The organism is Pseudonocardia sp. P-1, assembly GCF_058111925.1.
On record NZ_JBYJZH010000002.1, the window covers coordinates 243,010 to 254,280 of the forward strand.

Sequence of the window (11,271 nt, forward strand, 5' to 3'; positions counted from 1 at the left end):
GTCCGGCGAACCCGTTGCTTCATATCGGCTGCAGCCGAAGCCGCTGACCGGGTCAGCCCGATAGACGTCTGTAGGGCGGGTGTCATGGTGTGGTCCGTGGAGCGCTGGCGGCGCCGCGGGTGCCGAGCTGGCGAGCGGCGCGGGACTGGTGGAGTTGGCGCAGATGTTCGCTGAGGGCAGCGCGGGCGGCTTGGCGGGCGCCCCGCCCGGCGGGGCGGTCGAGCAGTGCGGGATCGAGTCGCGCCGCAGGCCTACTTTCGCCGCTGCTCGGACCGCCGCCCCGGCCGGTGGTGGTGTCGTGGGTCCGCATGCGTCCGATCTGGTTGGCGCGGATCTCGTCGAGGCGGCCGCGCCACGGCTTGAGTCGGGCCCCGATGATCCGTAGCGGATCCCGTGCCCCGGCCGAGAGGTCGCCGCGGCGGTGGTTGGGGTGCCGTTAAGGAACTTGTCACCAGGGGCAAAGTAGGTCTGTCGGCGCACGTCCCGGGCTGAGCTGGGGGTCCTACAGCGTGACGTACTCGCGGATCTTGCCGCGGACGTGGGGGCGTGGGTCGCCGAGCGAGATCCCGAGGGTGGGGAGCTGGCGGGCGATCTGGAGGTCGGTCAGCGGTGGGCCGAGCGGGATGTCGGCGTAGCCGCGGTCGTCGTCGTTCCAGGCGCCGAGGTCGCCGATGACGGCGCGGACGCGGACCACGATGCTGTCGGCGACGTAGACCATCGCGCGCAGCCGGGGGCGGCGGGCCGGGGCGATGGGGAACCATTTGCGGTCGGCTTCGAGCTGGAACTTCTCGGCGGCGCCGGTTTCGCCGTAGCGGCGGTGGGTGTGGTCGGTCTTCGGGCGGGTGTTGCGGTAGACGATCAGGGCGCAGTCGCGGCCGTCGCCGTGGGCGTGCAGGGCCCGGTAGAGGGTGCTGCGCCCCACCCGCAGGGTCTCGGCGATCTCGGCGACGGTGTGCCGGCCGGTGTCATACATCTGCTGGGCGGTATCGAGCTGGCGCTGCGAGAGCGCCGGAGGCCGTCCGCCGACGCGGCCGCGGGCCCGCGCGGCAGCGAGTCCGTCGAGGGTGCCGTCGACGATCATCTCCCGGTCGTACTCGGCCAGGGCGGCCAGGAAGTGGAACACCAACCGCCCTCCGGGGGTGGAGGTGTCGATGCCCTGTTCGAGCACGACGAAGTCGACCTGCTCGTCGCCGAATCGGCGTACGAGGTCGAGCAGGTGCTGCTGGGAGCGCCCGATGCGCTTGAGCCGGGTCACCACCACCTCGTCGCCGGGGGCTAGGAGGTTGAGCAGGGTGTCGAGTTTCGGGCGGGACGCGAGCTTGCCGGACACTTTCTCCACGAACAGGTGCTCCGGAGCGACGCCAGCGGCGGCGAGGGCGTCGATCTGGTGGTCGGTGTTCTGTTCGCGGGTGGAGACCCGCGCGTACCCGTAGCGCGTCACGACACGAGTCCCCTTAACCGTGGCTGGGCTGGGTTCCGGGATGATGATTTCCGGACCGAGATACGGGACTCATCGTAGCTGAGTGTCCGCCGTGCGGGTGGATGAATCTCGTTAACGATCGTTTCCGGGACTCATGACTGCCGGACTCCGGGTGAGCGGACCTCACGTGGGAGCGCCGTCGTCCGGTTGCTCACGACGGTGTTGGTGTTCCGGGCATCGGCGTGGTCCGAGATCAACGTGAGTCAGTCGGGTATGAGGTCGTGCTCGTAGGCGACGATCGCGGCCTGTACCCGGTTCCGGAGGCCGAGCCGGTCGAGGATCGTGCTGACGTGGGCTTTGATAGTGCCTTCGACCAGGTGTAGCTCGCGGCCGATCTCGGCGTTGGACATCCCAGCGCCCAGAAGCCCGAGAACGGTGCGTTCGCGGTCGGTCAGGACCGTCACGGCGCTGCGCTGGGCCGGGGTGCGTCGGTGGCGGCGGGTGTAGAGATCCAGTACTCGTCGCGCCATCCGCGGTGACAGGTAGGCGCCACCAGTGGCGACGGCTCGTACGCCGTCGATGATCTCGCGGGGGTCGCCGGTCTTGAGCACGAATCCTCCGGCGCCCTCGGCGAGGGCGCGCACGAGATAGTCGTCGTCCGCGAACGTCGTCAGGATCAGCACCGCGCAGCCTAGTTCGCGGCGGCGGATCTCGGCGGCGGCGGCGAGACCGTCAATACCAGGCATCCGCACGTCGAGAACCGCGACGTCGGGACGGCGGACGGTGGCGAGGTCGATGGCTTCGCGGCCGTCGGCGGCCTCGGCCACGATGTCGATCGTGGGCTCGCTGGCCAGGATCGCTGCCACCCCGGCCCGTACGACGGGCTCGTCGTCGGCGAGCAGCACGCGGGTCATGTGCCGATCGTGCCCGGATCGGCCGCGGGACGGCGCAGGAGGTCCTTGCTCGTGAGGTGCCCATCGACCCAGCACAGCCGGTAGAGGTCGGCGGAGAGCAGGTCCGGGGAGCTGCTGTAGTGCTCGCACCAGCTGCCGGCCGGTGCCGGGATGCCGGTGGCGTCTGTGCGTGTCCGCAGGGGCAGCGCGTCGGCCACCGCAGTGCGAGTGTCTCCGAGGGCCAGCGCGGTGAACGTGTCGGTGGGCAGCACCGAGGTTGCGACGTCCGCGGCGCGGTAGGCCACGACCAGCAGGATCGATACCGCGATCACGGCCGCGGTGCCGCGCACGGCGGTGGTCCGCGAGCGCCGCACATCGCCGAGCGCGAGCCGGTGGGCATGGTCGACCTGCGTCGGGCCTGCCGGGGCGGGGTGGTGGACCGGCAGGCGGACGGCGAGCAGGTAGTCGTCGTGGGAACGGCCGTGCTCGAGTGCGCCGCCGATCTCGTCCACGTCCCGGCGCAGGGCGGCGAGCCCGTGCCCGGAGCCCGGCGCCGGGTGCTGGTTGGCGCCGTGGCTGCGCACGACGACCACGATCTGCGCGGGCCATCGGGCGAACGACACCTCGATCGGCCCGTCGCCGCCGTGCTTGACCGCGTTGGTGAGACCTTCGCGCACCACCCGCACCAGCAAGGCGGCGATCGCGGGGTCGGTCCCGTCGAGCAGCGGCGACGGATCTGCAGGGACCAGGGCGACGTCGCTGCCGTCGGCACGCAGGTCCGTGACCAGGTCGTCGAGTTCGGCTCCTGTGGGGGTGGCCGTCGGGGTGGCGTCGATCGCGGTCACCGCCTCGGCCAGGTGTTCGGCCGCGGTGCTGACCTGTTGGCGGGCGCGCGCGACCGCGCGCTGGGCCGGCGCGGGCAGGGCGGTGTCGAGTTCGAGTCCGCCGAGGGTGAGCGCGGCCCGGGCTAGGTCGTGGCCGACGAGATCGTGCATCCGGGCGGCGAGCCGATCCCGTTCCCGCCGGCGGGCGTCGTCCTCGGCCTCCCGGGCCTGGTCCTCCCACCGGGCTGCTGCCTGCCACCCGGCCTGTCCGAGTGCGGCGCGTGCGCGCAGCCAGCGCCCCGCAAGCCACGGAGTCCACAACAGGACCCCGATTGCGATGAACGCGCCGGTCGCCGAGTCCAGGCCACCGGTTGCGAGCAGCACGACCAGCGCCGCGGCCGCGGGAACGACGGCCGGTAGCCACACGGTGTGTCGTCGGCCCCAGCGTCCGGCGACGCCCGCGGCGCCCAGCACGGCTGGCGCCAGCAGCGCGAGCACGACGACGCCGTCCCCGTCGGACGTGAGCAGGTAGGCGATCACCCACAGCGCCGCCGCGACCAGCATGACGGAGCTGAGGGCGAGCGTCGCGCGGTCGGTCACCGACCCGGCCCACGGCCGCGGGGTGGGGCGGTGCCGAGGAGCAGCACGGCTCGTTCTTGCGCCCGCAGGCGCCCGAGCGGCCGGGGCGCGACCCGGTCGAACACGAGGATGACCACGGCCGCCACGATGCCACCGAGCACGGCGCCGGCCACGACGTCGTGCGGGAAGTGCGCACCAGCCAGGACCCGCGACCCCGCGGCGCCCGGCCCGGCGACCAGCACCACTACCGCCGCCGCTGGTGTGCCGATCCGCCACGCGGCCACCGTGACCGCGACGGTCAGCGCCCCGGCGATCGCGGCGTGGTTGCTGGGCAGTGACCAGTCACCCGGTGCCGCGCACACCGCCCAACCGGGGAACGACGCAAGCAGACGACACGGCCGATCCACCTGCAGCGCCTGCTTGAGAGCCTCGCTCGCCCCCCACGCGAGCACAGCCCCCGCGGGCGCGGCCAGGACCACCGCCATCACCACCGCCATCACCCGGGCATCAGCGCCGCGGGCCAGAGCCCACACCCGCAGCCACACCACGAGCACCAGCACCAGCAGGAGCTCCCCGGCAAGCTCGATGACCGACCCCGCCCACGGCGGTAGCGGACCGAGCCAAGCCAGCAGATCGGCGAGCAGCTGCGCGCTCGCGTCGGGCACATCCGGAATCGACACCATGCCCGGGAGCCTCGTCAGCAGCGGCGACGGCCGGATCCAACGATCGGCAGGCACCACCCACGACGATCGGGAACGATCCGCGATCGGCAGGATCGACCACGTCGGATCGCCAGGGCAGCCCTCTGGCGTGGTCAGGTCCGCAGGCGTAGCCGCGCGGTCATGTCGAGGTGGACCTGTCCGTAGGGCAGCACGTGGGTCCAGAACAGCGGGGACAGGCCTCGCCGGTCGGCCGGCGACAGGCCGTCGGCCCAGTCGGGGTCGTCAAGGACGTCTTGGAGCATCAGCGTGTTCACGTAGACCAGCGCAGCCTGCAGGATCCGCAGGCAGGCCACGATCATCTCCTGCTCGTCGCGCCTGTTCGTCGCGAGCCCGCCGCCCTTGCCGTAGGCGATCACCGAGTTCGCCCGGTTCCACGACTCCACTACGTTGAGCCCGGCGTTGATCTCGCGCTGCAGCTCCCGGGTGCGCAGGTAGCGGGCGACGAAGATGGTCTTCTGGGCGCGGCCGAGCTCCAGCATCGCTTGGTAGGTCGGATGGGAGGCCGCGCGGGTGAACCGGCGCAGGATCGCCTCCGTGCTCGCGGTGCCGGTGCGGATCGCGGTCGCGTACTTGATCATCTGGTCGTACTGCTGCGCGATCAGGTCCCAGCGGATCGGGCGCGTCATCGCCGACGCCAGCCGCGGGTGCCGGTCGGTCTGCCCGGCCGCGGGCCGGTAGAGCTTCACGCGGTTGATCTGCTTGATCCGCGGCAACAGCTCGAACCCCAGCAGCCGGGTGATACCGAACCCGATCTCGGACTGGCCGTGGGAGTCCACGTAGTTCCCGTCGACCTGCATTGACGTGCCATGCCGCACGGCGCCCTCGACCATCGCCGCAACCTCGGATGCCGTGCAGGAGATCAGCTGGGAGTGCACGGCCATCGAGTCCCGCTCGACGTGCCAGTAGATCAGCACCCCGCGGCCGCCGTAGCGGGAGTGCCACTGGGTGAGCAGGTTCTGATCCAGCGCCGCGACATGGGTGGAATCCGAGGCCACCGTGGTCGACCCCGCGCCCCAGACGGCGTCGCGGCGGGCGCGGAAGGTGGCATCAGCGATCGCGACCGCGATCTCCCGCGCCGCGCCCGGGTTCAGGTAGCGGCGCCGCACGTAACGCAGATCCTCCTCGCTGTGCGGGTGCCCACCCGCAGCGACGGCGCGCAGCCCGGTGTTCGTGCCGTAGCCGTAGATCGCCAGCACCAGCCGCTCGGCCAAGACCTCGGGGCTGATCCCGGTTCGCCCGGCCCGAGAGGTGACCGTCGCGAGGCAGCCGGTGCGTAGCACGGTCTCCTTGAGCATGTCCACCAGCGGCACCGCACCCCATCGCCGCGCCACCTCCGCCTTGAGCCGGCGCAACCCGGTCGGTTCCGGGACGGCGTCCAGCGGGGTCAGCCTGATCGCCCCGCTGGGGCGGTCGGTCACCTCCAGCCAGCCCAGGCCGGGCAACGCTCCTTCGAGGGCGTCGAGCTCGTCGCCGAGCTCGTGGCGGACCTCGTCGACGAACGCGGCTGGGTCCAGCGGCTTGCGCAGCTCCCGGTAGTGCTCGACCCGGTGGACCTCGAAGTCGGCCGGCAGATCAGCATCCGGATCACGCCACCGCTGCGCACCGGCGACCCAGACATCCTTGCAGCGCAACCGCTCACGCAACGCCTGGAACGTCGCGATCTCATACGCCATGCGCACCGCGCGGCGCCGGCCACGGGTATCGGTGCGCCACACCAGCGGCTCCCAGTCCCCACCCAGCCCCGCATGCAGCGGCACGCCCTCCTCGACCGGGTAGTAGGAGCGGTTCCCCGACGCCGCGTGTCGCCCGATCAGCTCGAGAGCGTCCAGCACCGGGCGGTGGATGTTCGACGAGCGGAACTCCAGCACCTCCAGCAGGCGAACCAGGCCGCGTCGGTAGTGGTTGGTGTACGAGGCGCGCAGCGTGGTCCGCACCGTGCGCTGATACACCGGCCCTTTGGTCTTGTACTCATGGACCAGCTCTCGCAGCGTCTGCTCGCCACCCGACACCGCCGGGAACACCACCTCCCGCACCGCATCATCCGGGTGGGCTAAGGCGGCGTCGGCGATCGAAAACAGGATGTTCTCCTTGCCGGTGACCCGCTTGAACGCGTTCACCAACTCTTCGGTCACGCGCCGCTCCGCCCGCGCCCCGACCCGGTGCACCGTGGCGATCAGCAGATCCACCAGCGCGTCGGTCACCTCCCCATGCCGGGAGTGCAGCAACGCCGCCAGCAACGTCACCGCCTGCTCCCGGCGGTGCGCGCGCAGATGCGACGGGGACTCCACCATCGCCTGGGTGCGCCAGCCAGCCAAGACCTTCGGGGCGACGTCGTCGAACAGGCCGTCCGGGAGCCCGACCCGGCGGATCGCGATCAGCTTGTCGATCTCGGTGAGCATGCTTTCCAAGCTCACTGCCCCGGGCTCGCTGCGGATCAACCCCAACAGCTCCGCACCCGCACGGACGGCCGAGTCCCCCGTCGTCGCGCGGCCGGGGCCATCGTCATCGAGCTCGACAACCGCTGGGACGCCAGCGCCCGCCCGGACGCCCGGACCGGAATCAACGACGGTGTCATCCACAGCGGCCGTGACCAGGTCAAGCACTCGGGCGGTCTCCACGACCGACAGCCGGCCCGCGACACGGTCGAACAGCGCTTCCTCGGCGCGGTGCAGCGCGGCCGCGACGATCCGCCCTACCCGCGCCGGCGCGGGCGGCTCGACCCGCTCGTCGCGGCAGCGGCCCAGCAACGCCTCACGCACCAGCTCCGGTCGGCGCTCGACCTGAGCGACCTGCTCGATCAGCCAGTCGGTGAGCTTCTCGGCGTCGGCCACCGAGCACTCCCGGAACCCCAGCACCCGGCGTACCTCGGCCCGGTGCGCTTTGATCGTGCGCCCCGACCAGTCGTAGAACCCCAGCTCGGAGGCCGGAACCCCGACCTGGCGGGCGACGAACTCCACCACCTCATCGCCCAGCTCCGAGCGCCCGGTCGGGAACCGACCCGCGCGCACGAAGAACTTCAACAACAGCGCGAACCCCAACCGGGTCGCGCCGAACTTGTTGCGCAACAACGCCGACTCGTCCGGCAGCAACGTGAAGTGCTCGACCAACTCATCGAGCTCCAACACCCGGGCCACGCACGCCTCCTCAGACCGGCCCCGACCAGCAGGAACGAACGTTAGCGCGTTGCCAGCAGCGGACTACTTCGCCCCTGGTGACACGTTCCTTAACGGCACCCCGATGAGTGAGAACACGTTGCCGGTCGTGGTGGTCGGAGCCGGGCCGGTCGGGCTCGCCGCCGCCGCGCATCTGCTCGACCGCGGCCTGGAGCCGCTGGTGCTGGAGGCCGGTGAGCAGGCCGGTGCGCACGTGCGGCAGTGGCACCACGTGCGACTGTTCTCCCGGTGGGCCGAGGTGGTCGACCCGGTGGCGGAGAAGCTGCTGGCCCCGACCGGATGGACCCACCCGGACCCGGAGACCTACGCGACCGGGCAGCAGTGGGCGCAGCGCTACCTGCAGCCCCTCGCCGAGGTGTTGGGCAGCCGGGTGCGGTTCGGCGCCCGAGTGTCGGGTGTGGCCCGGCGCGGGCGGGACCGGGTGGTCGACGCCGGTCGCGAGACCGAACCGTTGACCGTGCACGTGCAGACCGCCGCGGGAGAGGAGCGGATCCTCGCCCGCGCCGTGGTGGACGCCTCCGGGACCTGGGACTCGCCGAACCCGCTCGGCGCGGACGGGCTGCCCGCCGCGGGCGAGCGCGCCGCCGCCGACCGGATCGCCTACCAGGTGCCAGACCTGGCCGACCCGAGCGTGCGGGCCCGCTACGCCGGCAAGCGGGTCGCGGTGGCCGGCAGCGGGCACTCGGCACTGACCGCACTGGTGGCGTTCGCCGAACTGGCCGAGACCGCGCCGGGCACGCACGTGGACTGGCTGCTGCGCCGTGGGCAGGTCGGTGACACCTTCGGCGGTGGGGAGGCCGACCAACTGCCCGCCCGCGGGGCCCTGGGCCGGCGCGCCGCGGCCGCGGTCGAGGCCGGGCACATCAGCACGGTGACCGGGTTCCGCACCAGCGCGGTCGCCCAGACCGGCGACCGGCTCGTGCTCGAGTCCCTCGACGGGCGCCGGCTCGCCCCGGTCGACGAGGTCGTGGTGCTGACCGGGTTCCGCCCGGACCTGTCATGGCTGGCGGAGGTGCGGCTGGACCTGGACCCGACCCTGCAGGCCGCCCGGGCCCTGGCACCGTTGATCGACCCGAACGTGCACTCCTGCGGCACCGTGTACCCGCACGGCGCCCGCGAACTGACCCAACCCGAGCCCGGGGTGTTCGTGGTCGGGATGAAGTCCTACGGGCGCGCACCGACGTTCCTGGCGATGACCGGCTACGAGCAGGTCCGCTCCGTGGCCGCCGCACTGGCCGGGGACCACGAGGCCGCCGAGCGGGTCGAGCTGGTGCTGCCCGACACCGGGGTCTGCGGCGGCGCCGGCCTGTTCGACGACCCCGCCGCCGCCACCGCGGAGGCCGAGGGCGGCTGCTGCGGCCCGGCAGAACCGATCGACCAGACTGCACAGGCGGCATCCTGACTGGCCGACCCGCCTGACTGCTGTCCGTCCCGGCGCGACCCATCGCCGCGTATCGGCACCATCGCCGGAGGCGGCGAGGCCGCGTCGGGCCTCGCTGGGAGGCCAACCGCGAATGTCCTCTGTGAAACCCACCGCCGCGACCGCGTCGCTGAGCTCGAGCGGGGCTGCGTCGGGTGATGGTCGTGCTGTGCGTGACCGAGATCGTCAGCTGGGGCGTGCTGTACTACGCCTTGCCCGTGCTGGCCCCGGCCATCACCCGCCGACCCCGGCTGGTCACTCTCGATGATCACCGCCGGGTTCGCCACCGGCCTGGCTGATACGCCCACGGGAAGGACGCGACGATGGCCAGCAAGAAGACGCCGAACCTCCTACCCCCGCTGGCCGGCGACCCAGGCCGAGCCCCCTCCGGATGAGTAAGAGGCGCGCGCTCACCGGCGCAGTGCTGCTCGACCTGGCGGTGAGCCCACTATTCGCCTGGGACGTGTTCACCGCGTCCCTGTGCCGGGAACTCCGGGTCGGCGATACCGGGCTGGCCAGCGTCTTTTCCGTCGGCCTGGTGGCCTTCATGGCCGGGGTCCTGGTCGGTGGCCGGGTCGCCGACGCGGTCTCACCTCGGCGGCTGGCCATCGTCGCCGCGATCGGTACCGTGATCGGTCTGCTGGGCAGTGCTGTCGCGACCTCAGTGGTCACACTGATCCTCGCCTTCGGTGTCCTACTCGGCGGCTCGACCGGGCTCGGCTACGCCACCGCGGTCCGGGTCGCCGGCACCGTGCAGTCCGGGCGCGGCCTGGCGCTCGGCCTCGTGGTCAGCGCCTACGCGGCCGGCACAGCCGTCCTGGCACCCGTGGCAGCTGCGCTGCTCATGGCGTTCGGACGTGGCTGGACCTTCGTCCTGCTGGCCGCCGCGCTGGGGGGCGTTCTGGCCGTCGCGGCCGTGCTCGTTCCCGGTCGCGTGGCCCATCCGCGCGTAGCACGACGTCGGCCCCGGAGCACCGGCCGGCGCCACCCGAGCGGGCCGGTCGTCGCGCTGTGGCTGGCTTTCGCGCTGGGCAGCGCGCCGGCCCTCGCGGCCTTCGCGCAGGCCGGACAGCTGGCAGGGACTGCGGGGGCCGTGGCGCTGGCGGTGACGTTGCTCAATGCCGGCAACTTCGTCGGTCGGCTCATGGCCGGGCCGCTATCGGATCGGGTGGGACCATCCGCGGCCCTGCACGCCAACTCCGCCCTCCTCCTTCTTGCCTGTCTGCCACTGGCCCTGAGTGCGAGCGGGCCCGTCGCGCTTGCCACCCTGTTCCTACTCGGAACCCAATACGGCGCACTATCCACGCTCACCCCGGCGGCAGTCTCGGACGTGGTGCCCAGCGAACGGTTCGGCGCCACCTACGGCCTGGTCTTCACCGGGTGGGGCCTCGCGGGTCTGCTAGCCCCCGTCGGCGCCGCGTCCCTTGCCCCCGAAGTCGGGTACGACGGCGTCTACCGCTCCTTCCTCGTCGTCGCGGCGGTGGCGTGGGCATGCGTGGCGACCTACGCGAGGCTGGTCCGCGCCCACAACGAACCGGCCGGCCACCCGGGATGAAAGGCTGATGTTGACCCGACCGGCTGTACTTCCGGGCGGGGCGCTCACCGGGATCGGGCAAGCTTGGCCAGGCCCGCTGCGGGCAGACAGGCGAACGTCGTCACACCACCTGCTGTGAGATCGGCGTCGCCGGCCAGGAATCCCCACAGGACCAGGACGACCGCGACCGCGATGATCGCCTGCCCGATGGCGCGCGAGACTGGATCCCTGACGGGCATCGGGAGCCGGTGGCGGTGAGCACGTCCGTGATGCCGTGACACCGCAGTGCGGTCGCCGGCCTCACCGGGGTCGAGCATGCGATCACTCCAGTCGCGCAGGGTTGGATCGACGACGCTCGATCCGGGGCGGCCCTGCGAGGTTGCACTCTTATTCGATAGACGTCAAGATAGAAGTATGTCGAATAAGGAGCCGCCGGGTGTGGCGCCGTCGTGCTGGTCGCCGCTGGTCGGGCAACCGCTCTCCCCGGAGCACGCGAGCGAGATCTCCCGCGTGTTCAAGGCCCTCGGAGACCCCGTCCGGCTGCGCCTGTTGTCCCTGATCGCCTCCCACGCTGGCGGGGAGGCCTGCGTGTGTGACCTGACCGAGGTCTTCGACCTGTCCGGCCCGACGATCTCGCACCATCTCAAGGTCCTACGCGAGGCCGAGCTGATCATCGGTGAACGTCGCGGCACCTGGATCCACTACC

The 11,271-nt window shown here is 71.9% G+C and carries 10 protein-coding genes; 4 read left to right on the forward strand and 6 right to left on the reverse strand.

Going from position 1 to position 11,271, the window contains the following annotated elements:
• Window positions 1-502: 502 nt before the first annotated feature.
• The 5 genes from AC0GKK_RS27900 to AC0GKK_RS27920 form a co-directional block, all read right to left on the reverse strand.
• Complete coding sequence (locus AC0GKK_RS27900) at window positions 503-1,441, reverse strand: recombinase family protein (protein ID WP_346109419.1); 939 nt, start codon at window positions 1,439-1,441, stop codon at window positions 503-505.
• Window positions 1,442-1,683: 242 nt separating this feature from the next.
• On the reverse strand, window positions 1,684-2,334 hold the full coding sequence (locus tag AC0GKK_RS27905) for a response regulator (protein WP_346864807.1): 651 nt from the start codon (window positions 2,332-2,334) through the stop codon (window positions 1,684-1,686).
• Window positions 2,331-3,737 (reverse strand): sensor histidine kinase, encoded by a 1,407-nt coding sequence (locus AC0GKK_RS27910; protein WP_346109117.1) that lies wholly within the window; start codon window positions 3,735-3,737, stop codon window positions 2,331-2,333. Before AC0GKK_RS27910 ends, AC0GKK_RS27905 begins: the two co-directional genes overlap by 4 nt.
• Window positions 3,734-4,456, reverse strand: a complete 723-nt coding sequence (locus tag AC0GKK_RS27915) for a phosphatase PAP2 family protein (RefSeq protein WP_489884163.1) — start codon at window positions 4,454-4,456, stop codon at window positions 3,734-3,736. Before AC0GKK_RS27915 ends, AC0GKK_RS27910 begins: the two co-directional genes overlap by 4 nt.
• Before the next feature lie 74 nt (window positions 4,457-4,530).
• Window positions 4,531-7,572, reverse strand: a complete 3,042-nt coding sequence (locus AC0GKK_RS27920) for a Tn3 family transposase (RefSeq protein WP_489884164.1) — start codon at window positions 7,570-7,572, stop codon at window positions 4,531-4,533.
• A gap of 103 nt (window positions 7,573-7,675) precedes the next feature.
• Between AC0GKK_RS27920 and AC0GKK_RS27925 the strand changes: the two genes are divergently transcribed.
• From AC0GKK_RS27925 to AC0GKK_RS27935, 3 genes are all read left to right on the forward strand, one after another.
• Window positions 7,676-9,013 (forward strand): NAD(P)-binding domain-containing protein, encoded by a 1,338-nt coding sequence (locus AC0GKK_RS27925; RefSeq protein WP_224400981.1) that lies wholly within the window; start codon window positions 7,676-7,678, stop codon window positions 9,011-9,013.
• Window positions 9,014-9,204: 191 nt separating this feature from the next.
• Window positions 9,205-9,330 (forward strand): hypothetical protein, encoded by a 126-nt coding sequence (locus AC0GKK_RS27930; RefSeq protein ID WP_255624031.1) that lies wholly within the window; start codon window positions 9,205-9,207, stop codon window positions 9,328-9,330.
• Between the two features lie 122 nt (window positions 9,331-9,452).
• Window positions 9,453-10,586 (forward strand): MFS transporter, encoded by a 1,134-nt coding sequence (locus AC0GKK_RS27935; RefSeq protein ID WP_224400970.1) that lies wholly within the window; start codon window positions 9,453-9,455, stop codon window positions 10,584-10,586.
• A 44-nt stretch (window positions 10,587-10,630) separates the two neighbouring features.
• On the opposite strand, the gene AC0GKK_RS27940 is transcribed toward AC0GKK_RS27935, so the two are convergent.
• The gene (locus AC0GKK_RS27940) at window positions 10,631-10,882 is read right to left on the reverse strand and encodes a hypothetical protein (protein WP_224400969.1); all 252 of its coding nucleotides are present in this window, start codon (window positions 10,880-10,882) and stop codon (window positions 10,631-10,633) included.
• 97 nt (window positions 10,883-10,979) lie between these two features.
• Here AC0GKK_RS27940 and AC0GKK_RS27945 point away from each other — a divergent pair.
• Window positions 10,980-11,271 (forward strand): ArsR/SmtB family transcription factor (locus AC0GKK_RS27945; protein ID WP_489884165.1); only part of this gene is annotated, 292 nt, incomplete at its 3' end.

Excerpts from the sequence above, each read along its gene's own strand:
- AC0GKK_RS27905 (WP_346864807.1), bottom strand. The coding sequence starts at position 2,334 with ATGACCCGCGTGCTGCTCGCCGACGACGAGCCCGTCGTACGGGCCGGG.
- AC0GKK_RS27925 (WP_224400981.1), top strand. The coding sequence starts at position 7,676 with ATGAGTGAGAACACGTTGCCGGTCGTGGTGGTCGGAGCCGGGCCGGTC.
- AC0GKK_RS27940 (WP_224400969.1), bottom strand. The coding sequence starts at position 10,882 with ATGCTCGACCCCGGTGAGGCCGGCGACCGCACTGCGGTGTCACGGCAT.